Consider the following 20,847-nt stretch of genomic DNA (forward strand, 5'->3'; position numbering starts at 1 on the left):
CCAAAAACACAATAGCTTAATTAGCAGTTATTTATACTGCAAAAATAAAGTTAACTAAAATTAAATTGTAAAAATATTTTACACAACCTGTCCATTATTTGTACGTTAAAAAAAGAACTATTCTGCTCTTAAACTCTTTAACGGCTTTAATAAAGCGGCGCCTATTGCTTGATAACTTATGGTTACTACTGCAACTGATAAAGCAATACAGCCAGCACCAACAAAAATTTCCCAACTTAAATTTATTTTATAAGCAAAATCTTGCAACCAGTTGCTCATTAAATACCAGCCTATTGGTGTAGCTATTAGCATAGCTATAAAAACAAGCTTTAAAAAATCTAGTGTAATTAATTTATAAATGCTTTTAAAAGGAGCGCCTAGAACCAATCTTATACTTATTTCCTTTTGACGTTGCTCTACCATAAAAGCAGACAAGGCAAATAGCCCTAAACAAGCAACCATAATGGCAAATAAGGCAAAGCTGTTAAAAATTTTACCCATACGTTTAACATCTTGGTGCATTTGAGCAAATTTCTGATCTAGAAAAGTATAATCAAAAGCTTGGTTGGGTACATTTTTATCCCAAACTGCACCAATTTCGGTTAAAGCTTCATTAACAGTAGTACCGCTTAATTTTAAAGAAATTATACCTGTATCTTTACCAACAACAAGTGCTAAAGGTGTAATATCTTCTTTTAATGATTTAAAATGAAAATCTGAAACGACACCAACAATCGTCCAATTTTCACCATTAGAAATTTGCTTCCCTATTGGATTTTTATACCCAAGTTCAGTTGCCATTTTTTCATTAATAATAATAGAATTTATAGCATCTGAGGCATAGTCTTCAGAAAAATCTCTACCATTATTTACTTGCATACCTAGCGTTGAAATGTAATCATAATCTACACGCCATATTTGTGCCGCAATTCCTTTTTCTTCATTACCTGCTGTAGATTTTCTAAATGTATTTCCATTTCTTTTTGTTCCTTCAATAGGCAAATAACTACTAACGGTAGCCTTTTTTACAGAAGGTAACTGTACCAATTGATTTTTAAAGCTCTCTGTTTTATTTCCTAATATTGATGCTCCTTCTAAAACAACTATTTGCTCTTTATTATACCCTAGTTCTTTAGTTAGTATAAAGTTCATTTGTTTGTAAATAATTAGCGTACCTATTATTAGTACTACAGATGTTGCAAACTGAAAAATAACCAACCCGCTACGTAATTTTCCGCTTTTACTACCTATACTTAGGTTGCCTTTTAATACTGCTATTGGTCTAAAACCAGACAAATAGAATGCAGGATAAAGTCCTGCCAGCAAACCTACTATAACCGCAAACAAAACTATTATTGGTATAAACCAAATAGATTGCCAAGGCATACTTACATTTTTTAATGCTATAGCATTAAAAGAAGGTAATAATACCCAGGCCAAAAGCACTCCTAACGCAAATGAAATAACACTAAATAAAACAGACTCTGTTAAAAATTGAGAAACCAAGTTACTTTTATAAGCTCCTATAGTTTTGCGTAGTCCAACTTCTTTAGCTCTGTTAGCAGATTTTGCTGTAGATAAATTTATAAAGTTAATACATGCTAATATTAAAATAAAGCCAGAAATAGCCCCAAAAAGCCATACAAATCTAATATCTCCGTGTTGCAAACCGTCTCCCATTTTTAGGTCGGACTTTAAATATATATCCTCTACAGGTTGTAGTTTATATTCTATAGTTTTTAATACTTCTAAAAAATCTGGTGCTCTTCCTCTTTCTTTTTGTGCTGGTATTACATAGTTTTCCATTATAGAAAACATCTTCTTTTCTAGTTCTTTTATATTTGTTTTTTCATCTACCAAGATATATGTAAAATAGTTCTGGTTTGTCCAGCTCATATTTGTATCTTCAATAGGTAGTAAAAAATCAAATTTTAAGTGGGTGTTTGGGGGTCTATCTGCCATTACAGCACTAATAGTATATGGCTTATAGGTGTTATTGTCTAAAATAATATTTTTTCCTAATGCATCTCCATTAGGGAAAAAAATATCGGCTTTACTTTTTGAAATCACCAAGTTTTCTGTGGCGCTTAATGCAGTACCACTATTACCTTGTACTATATCAATTTCTAAAACATCTATTAAATCTTGATTTGCAAATATAAAACCGTCTTCTAACTTATTTTGAGATTCACCAGCAATTTTAAGGCCTCTTTTTCCTGCTCCAAAAAGCTCACTGGCATCTACTTTTGCTGCCTTTTTAATTTCTGGAAAATCTGATACTAAAGCATCTGCAAATGGCAATTGAAAATGAACACTTTTCATTACCTCACCGTTAAATTTTCCTTCCAAAACAACTCTGTATATTACATCTTTGTTTTTATAGTGTTGATCATATCCTAATTCATCTTTAATAAAAAGAGTTATTAACAAGCAAGCTGCAATACCAACAGCAAAACCTCCAACTTTAATTGTTGTAAAAAGTTTTTCATTTTTAAGACTACGCCACGCTATTTTAATATGGTTTTTAAACATAATTTTTAGTCTTTACTGTATTTGCTGAATAGTTGCTTCGCCAATAATTAGCCCTTTATTTAACTCCGGATTGCCTTGGTAAGCAACGGTTGCCTCACCGTAAGCTGTAACTTTTAATTTTTTAGAAACCTGTACGCGGTAACTACCCTCACCGTAAGCTGTAATTTTTGTGTTGTCATTTTTTATGCCTAAAGTGTTAATTTTAGTTTCTCCGTAAGCTGTAATTTTTAGGTTTTCTACACTACCTTTTTTTAGTTCTAAAAAACTTTCTCCATATATAGTAGCGTGTAATTCTTTAAGATCTGTATCATTTAAAAACACTTGTGATTCGCCATATATTTTTAATCGTAATTTGTTTTGGGCAAACTGACTTTTACATACAATAGTTTCTTCTCCTCTTAAAGACAATTCTTCTATTTTTTTATAGGTAACAATTGCCTTTACAACAGTGCCTTTGTAAATAGACTTACGTTGTTTGTATCCGTTTTTATTTATTTTTTCGCTTTTTGTAAACTCTTTTGCCCCTTCTAAATACAAGCGCAAAGTTTTTCCAGAAACCTCAACATTTATTTTGTTTTCTGCTACAGTGCTACTTTCTATTATTACACTTTCTGTTTCTCCTTCTACAAAAGTTACTTGTATATGCGGACTTACAATTACTTTGTTAAATGTTGCTACTTTGGTTACATTATTTTGTGCCGTAACACTCATAGTCATCACTACTAAAAAAAGTGTTGTTAGTTTTTTAATTTGATTGATTTTCATTTGTTCTAATTATTTTTGATTGATGAATTTATTCTGTTCGTAAGCTTTTTACTGGGTTAGATATTGCTGCTTTTATACTTTGGTAACTTACCGTAATAATTGAAATTGCAAGCACCAACACTGCAATTAAAATAAAAGACCATCCGTTAATTTCTATTCGGTATGAAAAATCTTCTAACCACTTTGTCATTGCAAACCAAGCCAATGGTATAGCAATTACTATAGCTATTGCTACTAGCTTTAAAAAATCTAAAGTTAATTTGTATACAATGTTACTTATACTTGCTCCTAGCACTTTGCGTACTCCTATTTCTTTTATTCGCTTTTCTGCATTAAATGTTGCTAAGCCAAATAGTCCCAAACAAGCTATTAGTATAGATAAAATGGTAAAAGCAATAAATATTTTACCTAAGCGCTCTTCTGCTTTATAAACATCATTAAAAGAATCGTCTAAAAAATAATAATTAAATGGTTGTTCTGAGGCTACATTAGCCCATAAACCTGCTATGCTTGCTATAGATTTAGCAAAATCTCCTTGACTTAGTTTTACTACTAATTTGCTACTTACTCTACGACTTAGCCTAAAGCTAACTGGGTCTATTGTGTTACGTAATGTAGAGATATGAAAATCTTTAACCACGCCAATAACCTTATATTCTATAGCATCAGAATCATCTACCAATGCCATTCCAATAGCATCCGTTGGGTTAATTCCCAATCTGTTTAATGTTGTTTCATTTACTATAATAGCAGTAGAATCTGTTTTGTACTTAGGGTTAAAATTTCTTCCTGCAACTAAATTTATATTTAATGTAGAAATATAATCTTCATCTACATCCCATTTTTGCATTTGTACTACAGCATCTTCAACAGCTCTTCCTTTTGCCGTAAAAGATTGGTCTGTTCTGTTAGATGGCGTTGGTAAAAAACTTGTAAGTGATGCACTTTTTACACTTGCTAGTTTTTCTATTTCTTGTTTAAAAGATGTTACTTGGTCACCAGCAGCATATACATCATCTATAACCAAAACCTGTTCTTTGGTGTAACCAATATCTTTCCCTTTTATGTATTGTAATTGCTGAAAAACTACCAATGTGCTGCCCATTAAAAATACCGAAATTGCAAACTGAAAAACTACCAATCCGTTTCTTAGTTTTCCGCCAGTACCTGTTGTTTTACCTCCTCCTTTTAATACTTTTACTGGTTTAAATTTAGACATAAAAAATGCTGGATAACTACCAGAAAGTAATCCTAAAAACAGTGTAAAAACCAAAAGTAAAATCCAAAAAAACGGATTTATAAAAGGAATTTCTATACTTTTATTTGCTAAAGCATTAAAATATGGCAATGCTAAATAGGTGAGTAAAACAGCAAAAATTAAAGCTATAAAAGATACCAAACCAGATTCTATTAAAAATTGTTTTATTAAATGGTATTTGGAGGAGCCTAATGTTTTACGCACACCAACTTCTTTAGCTCTTTTAAGAGATTGAGCTGTAGAAAGATTCATAAAATTTACACTTGCTAAGACCACTAAAAACAAGCCTATAAATGATAAAATGTAAATGTTTTGTATGTTATTGTTTGGATTTAATTCTGCTACACGGTCTGAGTGTAAGTGTATTTTACGTAGCGGTATAGTGCTAAAAACATAAGAATTACCTTCGCTTTTAAAGCGTTCTATTGTCATTGTAGGCGCAAATGTTTTTTGAGCATAGGGTACAACATAACTTGTAAATACATTTTGCAACCTTTTATTAAAACTAGCTATATTGGTGTTAGGGTTTAACTTTATAAAAGTGCTAAAATTGTTGCTCCCCCAAGTAACTTCTTTTGCATTTGGGTTACTGGACATTGACATAAGCATACTATAATCTCTTAAAAACGAGTTTTTAGGAAAATCCTCAATAACTCCTGTTACCATATATACCTCATCATTATCTAAAACAATTTGCTTACCTACTACTTGCTCTTCTGTAAAAAGTGTTTTTGCTGTAGATTTACTAATTACAATAGTATTTGGCTCTTGCAATGCTGTTTCTGTATTACCCTGCAATAAGCCTAAACCAAACATTTTAAAAAAAGAAGGATCTGCAAAAGCATTACCGTTAACTTTTATATTTTTAGTAGAATTTGCTTGGCGCACCAACATACCGCCCCAACCTCTTAACCTTGTTGCTAGCTGCACTTCTGAGTATTCTTTTTCTAAAACTGATGCCATTGGTGGCGTTACAACAGCTAAGTTATTAGAAGATGTTCCAAATTTTATATCCGCATTTATTCTATGAATTAGTGCTTCATCTGCAAACATTGTATCATAACTAAGTTCATCATAAATATATAATGCAATTAGTAGCGCTCCTGCAACACCCACTGCTAAGCCAAATACATTTAAAAATGTAAAAAACAGGTTATTTTTTAAATTACGCCATGCTATTTTTAATTGATTTTTAAACATAATTTTTATTCTTTACTGTTCGTTTTTTGATTGATGCTTACTAATATTCTAATTCTGTGCCAAAATCATAAACATCTAATTACAAGTAACTTACGTAATATTTTAATTTTTAAAAAAAGTAAACTGTATAAAATATTTACATCTTATGTCAATATTTTATACGCTACAAAAACTATTCTGTTCGTAAGCTTTTTACTGGGTTAGCAATTGCAGATTTTATAGACTGAAAACCAACAGTTACAATTGTTATGAAAAATGCAAAACCACCTGCTATTAAAAACACCCACCATTTAATTTCTATTTTATAGGTAAAATCTTGCAACCAGTTTTGCATAAAGTAATAAGCTATAGGAGCTGCAATTACAAATGCAACCAATACCAGCTTTAAAAAATCTTTGGTTAATAATTGTACAACAGATTTTACACTAGCACCTAAAACTTTACGTATCCCAATTTCTTTCTTCTTTTGCTCTGCAACGTAAGACACTAAACCAAACAATCCTAAACAACTAATTAAGATGGCCAAAATACTAAAGGCTATAGATATTTTAGATAATTTTTGCTCTTCTGCGTATAACCTTTCTGTTTCTTTATCTACAAAAACATACTCAAACGGTGCATACGGATTCACTTTTTTCCAGTTGGCCTCTAAACCGCTCAAAACACTTTTTATGTTGCTGGTTTCTAATTTTGCAACTATCCAGTCTGGCTCTGTTTCACTATATATAAGCATAGGAGAAATTGCCTGTTTAAAATCTTCAAAATGAAAATTCTCTGTTACACCTACTACTTCATATTCTTCTGTTTCACTACCATAACTACTTATAATTTTTGCTGCTAAGGCATTTTCTATATCAATATTAAAAGCCTCTAGCGTTGCCATATTTACTAATATACCTGTGGAGTCTGTTGCTCTAAGCTTACGACCTTTAATAATTTTAGTGCCAATTGTTTCTAAATAATTAGGAGTAATACCATTGTAATATACAGAAGTTAGGTTATCATCATCCTGACTAGGTAAACGCATTGCCAAATCTCCCATAATAGATCTAGATGGATAATTGTTACTCCCTGTAACAGAACTAACACCAGGTACTCCTTGTAACTGTGATTGTATAGCACTATAGTTTTGTTGTAATTCTTGGGTTCCTAAACGTATAGCTAACAAATTGTCTTTGTTAAAGCCTAAATCTTTTTGCTTGGCAAACTTTAGTTGTTGTGATACAACAATAACACTAACAGTTAAAACTATTGATACTACAAACTGAAAAACAACTAGTCCTCTCCTTAATAAACTATTTTTAGATTGCAATTCTGTTGCTCCTTTTAAAACCTTACTTGGTTTAAAAGAAGACAATACCATTGCCGGATAAATACCTGCTATTAAACCTGTTAACAATCCCATAACCCCTAGCAACATTAAAATTTTAAAGTTTAATACGTGTTCTGGCTCTATGTTACCACCTGTTAATACATTAGCAACCGGTAACAACAGTAGTGCTATGGGAATACTAATAAAAACTGCTAAAAATGCAATTAAGCTAGATTCACTTAAAAATTGTTGTACCAATGAGCTTTTTTGTGCTCCAATGGCTTTTCTAACACCTATTTCTTTTGCTCTTTTACTAGCTCTGGCTGTACTTAAATTTATAAAATTTACACAGGCAACTAGTTGTACTATAAAGGCTAAAAATAGTAAGGCATACAAATATTCAATGTTAGAAACTTCTTCAATTTGCTTATCTATTCCTTTAGAGTGTAAATGAATATCTGTAACAGATTGTAGTAACAATTTTTTATCAAAACCCATATCAGCTAAATCGTTTCCTCCACGATCTAACATAAACTGTGGCAACTTTTTTTCTAAACTAGCCTTACTAACATTGGCACCAAGTTTAATATAAGTATATGCAAAGTTTTGTGTTGCAAAATTAGTTATGTTATTAGCATATTCGCCAATACCAGGCGAGTTCATGCACAGTATGTAATTAGGATTTAAGTGAGTTGGGTTAGCTGGTTCATTAAAAACTCCAGTAATGGTTGCATTAAATTGATCTTCTCCTGCACCAATAACCAATGTTTTATTTATAATTTGATTTTCATTTTTAAATAATTTTGAAGCTAATTTTTTAGATAAAACAATACTATTTGGCTTTTCTAAGGCTGTGGCTAAATTACCTTCTGCAGCTGTATAATTAAAAAATTTAAAAAAAGTAGAATCGGCTACATACCCCTTACTCTCATAATAACTTTGGTTATTTTTAGGGTTACGAATAAGTGCTTCTTCTCCAGACCCAAAATAAACAACTCTACAAGCATCTACCACCTCAGGAAAATCTTCTTTTAAAGCAAAAGCTATTGGCGGACTACTTGTAGCTACGTCTGCATTTATACTGTTATTGCCTTTTGTTTTTATTTTAGTACGTATTCTGTATATAGAAGCTGCATCTTTATGTTGCGTATCATATCCAAATTGTGCATTAACATATGATATTATTATTAAACAACATATTGTACCTACAGTAAGACTAAGAATATTTATACCTGTTTGTAACGGATTTTTTTTAAGACTACGCCACGCTATTTTTAATTGATTTTTAAACATAACTTTTTGTTTTTTTGATTGATGATGTGTTACTCTGTACGCAAGCTTTTTACAGGGTTATTTACAGCTGCTTTTATTGCTTGAAAACTTACAGTTAACATAGCAATTGTAATGGCTCCTAAGCCTGCCAAAGCAAACATCCACCATTGTATGTTTATGCGGTAAGCATAACTTTGTAACCAGCTAGACATTGCCCACCAAGCCAACGGTATGGCTATAGCAATAGACAAGAGTACTAGCCTAATAAAATCTTTAGAAAGTAGGTTTACTATATTAGCTACGCTAGCTCCTAGAACTTTACGTACACCAATTTCTTTACTTCTTTGTTCTGATGTGTATGCGGCTAAGCCAAACAAACCTAAACAAGAGATAAGTATGGCCAATATTGCAAACAGTTTAGATAATGTACCTACCAACATTTCACTTTTAAACTTTTGGTTAAACGCATCGTCTACAAACTCATACTCAAACGGAAAAGCTGCATTGTGTTTTTGCATAACACTTGCCATTGCCGCTATTGCCTTTTTAGTGTCTGCAGTTTTAGCAATACGCACATACATATATTGCGCCTCTGTAGGTGCATTAAGAAAAATTACAGGATCGCTTTTACCATACATATCTCCATATAAAAAGTCTTTAACAACGCCTGCAACATTATACCTATCCTCTCCAAAATAAATGCTTTTACCTACTGCCGAAACAGGATCTATAAGTTTTGCAAATGACTCTGTTATTATAAAATTTACGCTGTCTATATCTTGGTTTTCTTTAAAATTTCTACCATCAATAATTTCCATTCCTGCAGTAGATAGAAAATCTGAATTTATGTATCTAAATGATATAAGCATTTCACTATTTTCATCTGCCATACCAGACCAAGTTGCTCCAGACCCGTTATTACCAATAGATAAAGTATTGTAGCTATTTAAACCTACATTGCTTATGAACCCTGTAGCTTTCATATCTTGTTTTATAGCGGTATAATTTTTAACCATATCACCTCTTACGTGCATAGTTACAAGGTTAGATTTGTTGTAGCCTAACTGTCTGTTTTTTACGTGTTGTACTTGCTTATACACTACTATAGTGCAAATTATTAATATGATTGATGCTGCAAACTGGGTTACAACCAATCCTTTTCTAATAAAAACAGATCCTTTTTGATTGCTACTTATACCCTTTAAAACAGTTACTGGCAAAAATGAAGACAAATAAAATGCCGGATAGCAACCTGCAAAAACACCACAAAAAACAGTTATACCAAGTAAAACCAACCAATGTAAAGGGTTGGCTAACCCCATTACCAATTGTTTTTCTATTATGATATTAAACTGCGGCAACACCAAAAATATAAGCAGTACGCTTACCAATGTAGCAATTGTAGATATGACTAAAGATTCTGCTACAAACTGAAAAATTAGGCGTTTACGACCAGCACCTAAAACTTTACGCACACCAACCTCGTTAGCTCTTTTTGCACTGCGTGCCGTAGAAAGATTCATAAAATTAATACAAGCAATTACTAAAATAATCCAAGCAATTACAGAGAATAAATTTACATACACTATTCTGCCTCCTACTTGTACACCACCTTCAAAATTATCACGTAAACGCCAATCTAGCATACTATGCATAAAAGCATAGGTATCACTATCTTCTGCTTTAGTTTGCAAAAACTTTTTTACGGTAGTATTTACAACAGCCGCATCTGCATTTTTAGTAAGTTGTATATAAGTTTCTACCGAGTTATTTTCCCACTCTTGTAAATACTCTTTATCCTTTGCATATGGCTCAAAAGGAGCCAGCCAATTAAACTTTACGGTAACATTTTCTGGAAAATCTTCTACAACGCCAGTTACCGTATAGGTTGTTGTTTGGTCTACTTTTAAAACTCTGCCTACTGCATTATTACCTTCACCAAAAAATTGTGATGCCGTTTCATTAGTAAGTATTACTGCATCTGTACTGCTAAAGGCCGTTTGTGCATTACCTTGTATAAATTTTAAACTAAATATGTTTATAAAGTCGATATCTGCGTAATATCCCTTTTTGTAAAACGATTTTTCATCAATGGTAAAAAGATGCTCTTCATCCCTAACTCTTGTTGCATTTACTATGCCTGGCACTTCTTTTTTTAAAGCTTCTGCCAAAGGTCCCGGTGTAGAGCTAAATGTACGCCACTCACCATTATATTGTTGGTTTGTTGGCAAATAATACACCTGTTCTTTATTAGAAAAAATGGCGTCGTAGTTTACCTCATCTTCTACCCATAAAAAAATAAGACTGGCGCAGGTAATACCCATTGCTAATCCAAAAATATTGAGAAAACTATAGCCTTTATTTTTTAATAGACTCCTAAACGCAATTTTAAAATAATTTTTGAACATGGTGATTGGCTATTTTGATTGATTGATGATTTTGATTGATGATGAACTCTACTTATTTTGAAGCTACTGCCTCAAAAGGTTTGTTGTGACTTTCTGTAACTATTTGGCCGTCAAAAAGGTTTACTACCCTGTGCGCGTAATGCGAGTCTCTGTCTGAGTGTGTTACCATTACTATAGTTGTGCCTTCTTGGTTTAACTCGGTTAACAGGTTCATTACCTCTATTCCGTTTTTAGAGTCTAGGTTACCTGTTGGCTCATCTGCAAGTATTAGTTTTGGGTTTGTAACTACTGCTCTGGCAATGGCTACACGTTGTTGCTGTCCTCCAGATAATTGCTGCGGAAAGTGTTTTTCTCTGTGTGCAATTTTCATACGCTCTAAAACTTCTCTTACTTTTTGTTTGCGCTCTGCCTTGTTCATTTTTAAATAGATAAGAGGTAGCTCTACGTTTTCAAAAACCGTAAGTTCATCTATTAAATTAAAGCTCTGAAAAACAAAACCTAAGTTTCCTTTGCGCAAACCGGTACGTTGGTTTTCTTTTAAGCCTCCTACTTCATGGCCTGCAAATTGGTAACTACCTTCTGACGGGTTGTCTAACATACCTATTATATTTAGTAAGGTAGATTTGCCACAACCTGATGGCCCCATTATGGCAACAAACTCTCCTTGACCCACATTTAGGTTTACACTGTTTAGCGCAAGGGTTTCTACTTCTTCTGTTCTAAAACTTTTTTTAAGGTCTTTAATTTGTATCATTTTGTTGATTGATTTTTTTTATGTGATTATATCTTGTGTTAGGGATTGTAGTGTAAATCCTTTTTTATTTTTTTTAAAAAAGATTGCAACGTAAAGCCCGCCCGTAGGGAACACCCTATTTTAAAACTATTTTTTCTGCCTCTCCAAATGTGTCATAATTAGAGGTTATTACTTTTTCACCAGCTTGCAACCCTTCTAGAACTTCGTAATATTTAGAGTTTTGCTTTCCTATTCTTATGTTACGTTTTAATGCCTCTGTACCATCTGGGTTTACTACAAAAATCCACTGGCCACCTGTACTTTGGAAAAAACTCCCTTTAGATACTAAAAGCGCATCTGATGAGGCTCCTAATTGCAGTTTTACATTAAAACTTTGTCCTGCTCTTATATTTTCTGGTTTTTCTGCTGTAAAAACTAAATCTACTTTAAACTTACCACCACGAACCTCTGGGTACACTTTACGTAAACGCAGGTTGTATGTTTTGCCATTACGCTCAAAAGAGGCGTTTAAATCTCTTTTTACACGGTCTATATAATGCTCGTCTATTTCTGCTTCTATTTTATAGTCTGTTAGCACGTTTATTTGTCCTATACGCTGACCTTGATTTATGCTTTGCCCTATTTCTGCATCTAAAAACCCTAGTTGACCATCTGCTGGCGCACGTACATTTAAATGGTCTAAACGCTCATAAACCATAGATAAAGTTTTTTGCATTCTGTTTAAATCTGTATCTAAACCAGCCAATGAGGTTTTTCTCATTTTATCATCTTGCTCTGTTTGTATTTTTACTATGTTGTGCTGCTTTAAAGATAATTCGTAATTTTCTTTTGCAGTTAAAAAAGCCTCTTTAGAGATTAATTCGTCCTTATATAGTTCTTGGTTTTGCTCGTAATTACGTTTTAAACGTGTTAGCTCGTAAGATGCTGTAGCTAAAGATTTACGCCCTTCTACTTGCCTAGAGTCAAAGGTTAATTTGGTAGATCTTAAATCGTTTTGCTTTAGTGCTAAGTTACTTTCACTAGCTAAAATTTGCTCGTAAAGGTTACTGTTTTCTAGTTTTAAAATAATGTCTCCTTTTTTAACCATTGCACCTTCTTCTATCAGTTTTTCGGTTACTCTACCACCTTCATAAGCATCCATATAAATAGTTGCTATTGGTGCTGCGCTACCGTTAATGGTTATGTAATCGTCAAACTTACCCTGCGTAACCTCACTAATAGATAATTTGTCTTTTTCTGTTCTAAACGTAGCTACAGAACTACTGCCTATTAATTTATATGCTGCAAAAGCTACTACTAGCCCAATTGCAATGTATGCGTAGTGTTTTGGGCGTAATCCTTTTTTCTTTTCTAGTTGAATATCCATCTATATTGTTCTTATTAGTTGATGTTAAATACTGGTAATCCGTTGTAAAAATCTAATGTACTTTGGTTTACTTTTAATCTTATTTGTACTTGTAAATTCTCGTTTTGTGCTGTGGTATATAGTACTTTTGCTTGGTATAGTTCTACCGCAGAAATCATTTCCTTTTCGTACCTTTTTTGTGCTATAGAAAAACTTAGTTCTTGCGCTTTTAATTTTTTTAAACTTTGAAGATTTTCTACTTCTAAAGCATTTTTTTCTTGTACCAATTGTTGTATTAATTTGTACAATTCTTGCTCTTGTATTTTTAAATTATTTTCTGCCTGTTGCAACGCTATTTTTTGTTGTTTAATTTCTGATCTACCAGACCATTTGTTACTAATAGGAATGTTCATAGACAAACCTATAGACCTAGATGCGTTGTCTCTTATTTGATTTTTAAATGATATTATCTCGTTTGTTATTTCGTCTGTATTAGTCTCATAATAACCTGTGCCATAGCCAGCAAATAAAGATAATGATGGGTATAAGCTTCCTCTAGCAATAGCTACTTGTTTTTGTGCAGCCTTTACCTTTAATTGCCCTGCTTTTATACTAGGCAAAAATGTTTGTGCCTTTGTATACACACTATTAGTTTGTAATGTAGCATCGGTTTCCTTTTTAAGGTCTAAGGCATTTGCTTTTAAGGTTATGGTAGACACGTTTTCTAAATTCATTTCTTGAATTAAATTTAGTTTTGCAGCAGCCAATTGGTTTTCTGCTTGTGTTGCAGCTAACTTATCTGTTAATAAAACAGATTCTGCCTCGTACAAATCTGCTTTAGCAATTAAACCTAACTCCAATTGTTTTTTTACAAATGCATAATTGGTATCTGATATACTTACTTGCTCTTTGGCAATTTCTAAGGCTCCTTCAAAAAAACGAATGTCATAAAAGGCAGACATTACCCTAAATGCTAACAAGTATTTTTGTTGCTGTGCATCTTGTTGCACTGCTTTGTAAATATAGTTTGTTGCTTTAATACTATTTATTCTCTGAAAACCTCTAAAAATATCTAAAGAAGAATTTAAATTATAATTGTTAGAGAAAAAATCTGTGTCTATGATATTATTGTTATTTGGATCTACAGACCTACCATACCTAATATCATAACTTGCAGAACCATTTATACTTGGCAGCAAATTACGTACGGCTTGCTTGTGTGTTTCTTTGCTAGATGCAACCGTATACTCCTGATTTTTTAATTCTAAATTATGCGTTATAGCATAGTTTATACACTCATCTAAAGACCAGCTTTGTTGTGCACTACTTGGTAAGCTTACCAAGAGTACCAAAAATAGAATATGTTTAATTTTTACGTTCATAACTTTTATTGTGTGCCAAAACTAAAACCATTGTTGTGCCAAAAACATAAATACCTAAAAAACAAGCGTTTAAAAACAAAACTAATGCCCAAGGAAAATATAAGTGTAAAATATATATACAAATAATGTCTAATTTTTTTACACATTTAAAATTGTAATATATATCATTTGTAGTTTTATTGCATAAACCTTCCTCAACCCAAACAACTTTATAATGCAAAAAGGTAAAGTATTAATTGTAGATGACAATAAAAGTGTATTAAGTGCTTTAGAAATTTTATTACAGTTTGAATATGAAAAAGTAGATACCTTAGGAAACCCTAACCTTTTGTCTTCTTTTAAAAATTTAGCTGACTATGACATAGTATTGTTAGATATGAACTTTTCTGCCGGTGTAAATACCGGTAATGAAGGTTTGTACTGGAACAGAGAAATTAAAAAGCGAGCTCCGCATATTTCTGTTATTATGATGACAGCCTATGGCGCAATAGACCTTGCTGTACAAGCTTTAAAAGAAGGGGCTACAGATTTTATTTTAAAACCATGGAATAATGACAAGCTACTTGCAACATTAAAATCTGCATACCAATTACGTAAATCTCAAAAAGAAGTTTCTAAACTAAAAGAGAAAGAAAGTTCTTTAAAACAGGTTATTAACCAAAATAAAAATTACATTATTGGTAACTCTAAAGCATTAACATCTGTATTAAACTTGGTGCAAAAAGTAGCTAAGACCGATGTAAATGTACTAGTTACTGGTGAGAACGGAACAGGAAAAGAATTAATTGCAAGAGAGTTACACAACTTATCTAACCGTAAAAATGAGGTTTTTATTGGTGTTGATATGGGCTCTATATCTGAAACTTTGTTTGAAAGTGAACTTTTTGGACACACAAAAGGTGCTTTTACAGATGCCAAAGAAGACAGAGCTGGTAAGTTTGAAGCTGCCAATGGCGGAACGTTATTTTTAGATGAAATTGGTAACCTAAGCTTACAAACTCAGGCTAAACTACTCTCTGCCATACAAAACCGTGTTGTAGTACGTGTAGGCTCTAACAAACCAATACCCGTAGATATTAGATTGGTTTGTGCTACCAATTGCAATTTAGAAAAAATGGTTGCAGATGGTTTATTTAGAGAAGATTTACTTTACCGTATTAATACCATACACGTGCAAGTACCTGCACTTAGAGAACGAGATGGAGATATACTAATTTTGGCAGATTTTTACTTAAATAAATTTATGTCTAAATATGGTAAGCTTGGTTTGCGTATTAATAATCAGGCTCAAGAAAAATTACTTGCTTATAGCTGGCCTGGTAATATTAGAGAATTGCAACACACTATGGAAAGAGCTGTTATTTTATGCGATGGAAATGTGCTTAAACCAACAGATTTTATTTTAAATGAGAAGGGAACTCCTACCTTAGATACTACTAATGTTACCTTATCTGAAATGGAATTGCTATTGATTAACGATGCTTTAAAAAAGCACGATGGTAATTATAGTGCCGCTGCTAACCAATTGGGTATATCTAGACAAACATTATATAACAAAATTAAAAAAACAGGAAATGGCGAGTAAAAGCTTCTATTTTCAATTAGTGTTAAGGGTTGTTTTTATTACACTTTCTGCTGTTGGACTAGCCTATTTTGGCTTACAAAAAAATTACATAGTTTCTAGTGCTTTTTTTATTGCATTGATTTTGCTTACCGTTTTTTTAATTAATTACGTAAACCATACCAACCGTAAAATTGCGTATTTTTTTGAGTCTATAAAAAATGAAGATTTTACACTACGTTTTCCTGAGTATGAAAATGTAAAATCTTTAAAAGAACTAAATCGTAGTCTTAATATGCTTAATGCTATGATACATAAAATACACGTAAAAAATCAGGTTCAAGAAAAGTATTACCAAGAAATTTTAAAACACGCAGATATTGGTATTTTAACCATAAATGATAAGGGGCATATACTTTTTGCCAACCCTAAAGTAGAGCATTTACTAAATTACAAACCACTAAACCACATTAAACAATTGCAGCAAGTAGATACTAATTTGTATAATTTATTTGCCAAACTAGAGCCTTTTCAGCGTAAATTAATAGAGTTAACCAACGAAAGGGAAAGAATACAACTTACTTTAAAATCTACTACCGTTACACTAGACAACCAAAATTTACTATTGGTAGTTGTGCAAGACATACAAAGAGAATTAGAAGAAAAAGAAGCAGATTCTTGGGAGAAATTAATTCGTGTTTTAACGCATGAAATTATGAACACCATAGCGCCAATAACATCAATATCTGAATCTATTTTAAATTATTACAAAAAAGAAGACGGTCTAATACCTCTTGAAGAATTAACCGAAAAGCACATACAAAATACCTCTAAAGGCTTAGCCGTTGTTAAAGAACAAGGAAATAACTTAATGGATTTTGTACAGAGTTACCGTAGCTTTTTAAGTATTCCATCACCAGATAAAAGTCTTGTAAAAGCACAAGATTTAATTCACAAAGTATTTGTTTTGGTAGACCAAGAAAACCAGAATACCAATATTAATTTTGCCTCTAATTTAACTGCAGAAAATTTAGCCTTTTTTATAGATGAAAAACAAATTACACAGGTGCTTTTAAACCTGTGTAAAAATGCAGTACAATCTATAGGCGAACAAGAAAACGGGAAAATTATAGTTACTGCAGGCGTTACAGATGAAAACGAAAAATTTATTACCGTTGCAGATAATGGCCCTGGTATACCTCCAGAGTTAATAGATGAGATTTTTATTCCGTTTTTTACAACCAAAAATACTGGAACCGGAATTGGCCTTAGCTTGTCTAAACAAATATTAAGGCTACACGGCGGAAGCTTAAAATTAAGAAGTACTCCAAACCAAGAAACTGTTTTTACGCTGTTGTTTTAAATTATATCAATCTAAACTTGGTCTTTTACGATTTGCTTTTTTTAAGGCCGATTTCTTTTTAGTGTTCAATCGTTTTTCTATTGCAGATCTAGATGGCTTTGTTTTTTTACGCTTTTTAGGGACAATTAAGGCCGACTTTACTAGCTCTAAAAAACGTTTTATAGCCAACTCTTTGTTTTTATGCTGACTCCTAGAATCATCACACTGCAACAACAAAACATTTTCTTTTGTGAGTCTGTTACTTAGTTTTAGTAACAATCGCTCTTTTTCTTTATCTGTAACTGCCGTAGAGTTTTGCAAATCGTACGTAAGCTCTATTTTAGTAGACACTTTATTTACGTGCTGGCCACCAGCACCACTACTACGCACTGCTTTAAATTGCAACTCCTGTACTATCTGTGCTGTATCCAAAACCTTATTCTATTCTTTTATTTAGTATTTCTAAAGAAACATTTAAGAACACCTTTTTGCCTACTTCTATACTTTTAGGATGCGTAAAAAATAAGCTTTGCTCCTCCGTTACACCTTCCATTAAATAATAAGCTCCCATTGCATAACAATTAATTACACGTACTTTTATTCCAGAAGTTTCAGATACTTTAAATTCATGTGCATATACAATTATATACTTTTGGGATTCTGCATCCTCTTTTATAGTAGAAACAGGGATAAGGTTTGCCTCTGCAAATAAACTTGCTATGTATAATGACTTTGGGTTGTTGTATAGGTCTTCTGTTTTTTGATTTGCTAAAACAACTTGGTCTTTTACTACTAATATCCTATCTGCAAATGGCAACACTTCTTTCTCGTCATGAGTAGCAACAATACAAGTAATTTTTTTACGCTTTAAATAGCTAAATAATCTTCTACGTAAACTATTTTTTCTAAAATTATCTATGTGACTAAAAGGTTCGTCTAACAATAACAACTCTGGTTCTTGTGCCAATACTCTAGCCAAAGCCACACGCTGTTGTTGCCCACCACTTAACAATTTCACTTTTGTTTTAGCAAAACTGGTCATTTCTACCATTTCTAAAAGCTCTTGGGTTCTAGCCTTTAATTCTTCTGGATAAAACACAGATAAATACTGACTCACATTTTCTTCTACCGTAATAAAAGGCATTAAATCAAAATCCTGAGATAGATATTTCATATACTTTTCCCCTGGAATTAAATTGTAATCTGGCCCTAAAACTTGGTTGTCTTTCCAAAAAATAGTTCCTTCCTTTAATTGAAGAAGTCCGTATATAATTTTTAAAAGTGTGCTTTTTCCGCTACCACTTTCTCCTAACACTGCTAGGTATTCGCCTACATTTACTGTAAAGTCTATGTTTTTTAGAACTGGCGTTGTGTTGTATGAAAATGATATATTGTTTACGTGTAACATAAATAGATAAAAAAATCCGTTTCTAGTAAGAAACGGATTTTTTTGAAATTAATAGTTCTTATTCTTTAAAATCTTTTAAAACTGCCTTATTTGGCAACTCTTTATATCCCATATTAAATAATGTAAATGCTTGCACATCTACTTGCTCATTAATTATAGCTTCGGTAGATTTACCAGCTCCGTGACCAGCATTAATATTTATTCTAATTAATGTTGGGTTAGCCCCAGTTTGTTTTTCTTGTAACTCTGCCGCAAACTTAAAACTGTGTGCAGGCACAACCCTATCATCATGGTCTCCTGTAGTTATTAAAGTTGCAGGGTATGCTACCCCTTTTTTAACGTTATGCACTGGTGAGTAGCCTAATAAATAATTAAACATTTCTTTGTTGTCTTCTGCTGTCCCGTAGTCATAAGCCCAACCACCACCTGCTGTAAATGTATGGTAGCGCAGCATATCTAAAACACCTACTGCAGGCAATGCTACTTTAGCTAAATCTGGACGCTGCGTCATTGTTGCACCAACCAATAAACCACCGTTAGAGCCACCTCTAAGTGCCAAATATTCTGGTGTAGTGTACTTATTTTCTATTAAGTATTCTGCTGCCGCTATAAAATCGTCAAAAACATTTTGCTTTTGTTGTTTTGTACCTGCATCATGCCATCTTTTACCATACTCGCCACCACCTCTTAAGTTAGGAACAGCATACACACCACCTTGCTCCATCCAAACAGCATTACTAATACTAAAACTAGGGGTTAGGCTTACATTAAAGCCACCGTAACCATAAAGTATAGTTGGATTTTTACCGTTTAGTTCTAATCCTTTTTTATAGGTAATTATCATTGGTATTTTTGTGCCATCTTTAGAAGCATAAAATACTTGTTTAGACTCGTAATCATCCGAATTAAAATCTATGTTTGGACTCCAATATTGTTTGTATTTGCCTGTTTCTACGTTACAGCTATAAGATGATCCTGGTGTATTGTAGTTGGTAAAAGAAAAGTAAAACTCTTTTTCTTCTTTTTTACCTCCAAAACCTGAAGCTGTACCAACACCCGGAAGCTCAATAGTACGTACCAAATCTCCATTGTAATTATATTGTAATACTTTAGATATAGCATCTACCATATAATTGGCAAAAAAGTAACCACCACCAGTACCTGCTGTAAGCACATTATCTGTTTCTGGTATAAAATCTACCCAATTTTCTGGTGTGGGATTACTAAAATCTGTAACAACTACCTTTTGGTTAGGTGCGTTTAAATTGGTTACTACATATAGTTTAGTGCTAACATTATCTATTACGTAAGTATCAGATTTTGTGTCTTCAACTACTGTTTTTACCTCATTAGTTTCTAAATCTTTTAAATATAATTTATTACCAGATGTAGATACTGCTGCTGTAATTTGTAAATATTTACCATCCTCGGTAACACTACCGCCAACATACCTATGTTTTTCTTCCGGTGTGCCTCCAAAAACCAGCTCGTCTGTGCTTTGTGGTGTTTTTAATTTATGGTAATATAGTTTGTGCTGGTCTGTTTTTGCAGACAACTCGCTCCCTTTTGGCTTGTCATAACTAGAGTAAAAGAAGCCCTCATTACCTTTCCAAGATAAGCCGCTGAATTTTACGTCTACCAAAGTATCTTCTACAACGGTTTTTGTTTTTGAGTCCAAAACAATAATTTTTCGCCAGTCGCTACCACCTTCAGATATTAAGTACGCTGCCAAAGAACCATCTTTAGAAAAACTTAAACCTGCTAATGATGTTGTACCATCTTCTGAAAACTTGTTAGGGTCTAAAAAAACCTCTTCTTCGCCATCTTTTTTTCTATAGATTACAGATTGATTCTGTAATCCATTATTTTTTGAAAAATAAGTGTAATCTCCTTCTTTAAAAGGTGCTCCTAATTTTTCATAATTCCATAATTTTTCTAGTCTTTGTTTTAAGCTTTCTCTAAACGGAATTTGATCTAAATACCCAAAGGTTGTTTTATTTTGCTCTTTAACCCAAGATTCTGTTTCTGCACTACGGTCATCTTCTAACCAGCGGTATGGGTCTGCTACAGTTGTACCAAAATAATTGGTTACGGTGTCTACCTTTTTGGTTGATGGATATGAGGTCATAATTGCTTCTTTTTTTGAAGGTGATTTACAGGCTACAAAGGTAATAGCAGTAAAAATAAATATGCTTAATTGTTTCATAAGAATTTGTTTATTTTTAGGTTGATAAAACTTAACTGTATTGAATTTAGAGCTTTATGCTTTTAAAAATAATACAAAAAAACCTTTAAGAAGTATTCTTCT

The 20,847-nt window shown here is 32.6% G+C and carries 13 protein-coding genes; 2 read left to right on the top strand and 11 right to left on the bottom strand.

Translation table 11 applies throughout. The features are described from left to right. Nucleotides 1–117: 117 nt before the first annotated feature. The 8 genes from PBN93_RS05730 to PBN93_RS05765 form a co-directional block, all read right to left on the bottom strand. Nucleotides 118–2,532, bottom strand: a complete 2,415-nt coding sequence (locus PBN93_RS05730; protein ID WP_271081646.1) for an ABC transporter permease — start codon at nt 2,530–2,532, stop codon at nt 118–120. Nucleotides 2,533–2,544: 12 nt separating this feature from the next. After that, a complete protein-coding gene (locus PBN93_RS05735; protein WP_271081647.1) occupies nt 2,545–3,297 on the bottom strand; it encodes a head GIN domain-containing protein in 753 nt (250 codons plus the stop codon). A gap of 28 nt (nt 3,298–3,325) precedes the next feature. Further along, the gene (locus tag PBN93_RS05740; RefSeq protein WP_271081648.1) at nt 3,326–5,755 is read right to left on the bottom strand and encodes an ABC transporter permease; all 2,430 of its coding nucleotides are present in this window, start codon (nt 5,753–5,755) and stop codon (nt 3,326–3,328) included. Between the two features lie 172 nt (nt 5,756–5,927). Then, nucleotides 5,928–8,360, bottom strand: coding sequence for an ABC transporter permease (locus tag PBN93_RS05745; protein WP_271081649.1), 2,433 nt, complete (start codon nt 8,358–8,360; stop codon nt 5,928–5,930). Nucleotides 8,361–8,389: 29 nt separating this feature from the next. Next, on the bottom strand, nt 8,390–10,747 hold the full coding sequence (locus tag PBN93_RS05750) for an ABC transporter permease (RefSeq protein ID WP_271081650.1): 2,358 nt from the start codon (nt 10,745–10,747) through the stop codon (nt 8,390–8,392). 52 nt (nt 10,748–10,799) lie between these two features. Beyond that, complete coding sequence (locus tag PBN93_RS05755) at nt 10,800–11,501, bottom strand: ABC transporter ATP-binding protein (protein WP_077405210.1); 702 nt, start codon at nt 11,499–11,501, stop codon at nt 10,800–10,802. Nucleotides 11,502–11,616: 115 nt separating this feature from the next. Continuing rightward, entirely contained in the window at nt 11,617–12,867 is a 1,251-nt protein-coding gene (locus PBN93_RS05760; RefSeq protein ID WP_271081651.1) for an efflux RND transporter periplasmic adaptor subunit, read from the bottom strand. Nucleotides 12,868–12,881: 14 nt separating this feature from the next. After that, nucleotides 12,882–14,228, bottom strand: a complete 1,347-nt coding sequence (locus PBN93_RS05765; protein WP_271081652.1) for a TolC family protein — start codon at nt 14,226–14,228, stop codon at nt 12,882–12,884. A 214-nt stretch (nt 14,229–14,442) separates the two neighbouring features. Between PBN93_RS05765 and PBN93_RS05770 the strand changes: the two genes are divergently transcribed. Then, nucleotides 14,443–15,813 carry a sigma-54-dependent transcriptional regulator gene (locus PBN93_RS05770; protein ID WP_077405222.1) on the top strand — a complete coding sequence of 457 codons (1,371 nt, stop codon included), beginning with the start codon at nt 14,443–14,445 and terminating at the stop codon, nt 15,811–15,813. Continuing rightward, nucleotides 15,803–17,152, top strand: a complete 1,350-nt coding sequence (locus PBN93_RS05775; protein ID WP_077405225.1) for a sensor histidine kinase — start codon at nt 15,803–15,805, stop codon at nt 17,150–17,152. The genes PBN93_RS05770 and PBN93_RS05775 overlap by 11 nt, the downstream gene beginning before the upstream one ends. Before the next feature lie 6 nt (nt 17,153–17,158). Here the strand turns inward: PBN93_RS05775 and arfB are convergent, their stop codons facing one another. The 3 genes from arfB to PBN93_RS05790 are packed head-to-tail and all read right to left on the bottom strand — an operon-like array spanning nt 17,159 to nt 20,745. Next, nucleotides 17,159–17,563: an alternative ribosome rescue aminoacyl-tRNA hydrolase ArfB gene (arfB, locus tag PBN93_RS05780; protein WP_271081653.1), complete on the bottom strand. Its 405-nt coding sequence runs from the start codon at nt 17,561–17,563 to the stop codon at nt 17,159–17,161. 4 nt (nt 17,564–17,567) lie between these two features. Further along, nucleotides 17,568–18,539, bottom strand: a complete 972-nt coding sequence (locus tag PBN93_RS05785; RefSeq protein WP_271081654.1) for an ABC transporter ATP-binding protein — start codon at nt 18,537–18,539, stop codon at nt 17,568–17,570. A gap of 58 nt (nt 18,540–18,597) precedes the next feature. Next, a complete protein-coding gene (locus PBN93_RS05790; protein WP_271081655.1) occupies nt 18,598–20,745 on the bottom strand; it encodes a prolyl oligopeptidase family serine peptidase in 2,148 nt (715 codons plus the stop codon). Nucleotides 20,746–20,847 lie beyond the last annotated feature (102 nt).

This window comes from Cellulophaga omnivescoria (assembly GCF_027915275.1).
GTDB classification, from domain to species: Bacteria; Bacteroidota; Bacteroidia; order Flavobacteriales; family Flavobacteriaceae; genus Cellulophaga; species Cellulophaga omnivescoria.

Coding starts and splice junctions, on each gene's coding strand:
- PBN93_RS05730 (WP_271081646.1), bottom strand. CDS start 2,532: ATGTTTAAAAACCATATTAAAATAGCGTGGCGTAGTCTTAAAAATGAA.
- PBN93_RS05735 (WP_271081647.1), bottom strand. CDS start 3,297: ATGAAAATCAATCAAATTAAAAAACTAACAACACTTTTTTTAGTAGTG.
- PBN93_RS05740 (WP_271081648.1), bottom strand. CDS start 5,755: ATGTTTAAAAATCAATTAAAAATAGCATGGCGTAATTTAAAAAATAAC.
- PBN93_RS05745 (WP_271081649.1), bottom strand. CDS start 8,360: ATGTTTAAAAATCAATTAAAAATAGCGTGGCGTAGTCTTAAAAAAAAT.
- PBN93_RS05750 (WP_271081650.1), bottom strand. CDS start 10,747: ATGTTCAAAAATTATTTTAAAATTGCGTTTAGGAGTCTATTAAAAAAT.
- PBN93_RS05755 (WP_077405210.1), bottom strand. CDS start 11,501: ATGATACAAATTAAAGACCTTAAAAAAAGTTTTAGAACAGAAGAAGTA.
- PBN93_RS05760 (WP_271081651.1), bottom strand. CDS start 12,867: ATGGATATTCAACTAGAAAAGAAAAAAGGATTACGCCCAAAACACTAC.
- PBN93_RS05765 (WP_271081652.1), bottom strand. CDS start 14,228: ATGAACGTAAAAATTAAACATATTCTATTTTTGGTACTCTTGGTAAGC.
- PBN93_RS05770 (WP_077405222.1), top strand. CDS start 14,443: ATGCAAAAAGGTAAAGTATTAATTGTAGATGACAATAAAAGTGTATTA.
- PBN93_RS05775 (WP_077405225.1), top strand. CDS start 15,803: ATGGCGAGTAAAAGCTTCTATTTTCAATTAGTGTTAAGGGTTGTTTTT.
- PBN93_RS05785 (WP_271081654.1), bottom strand. CDS start 18,539: ATGTTACACGTAAACAATATATCATTTTCATACAACACAACGCCAGTT.
- PBN93_RS05790 (WP_271081655.1), bottom strand. CDS start 20,745: ATGAAACAATTAAGCATATTTATTTTTACTGCTATTACCTTTGTAGCC.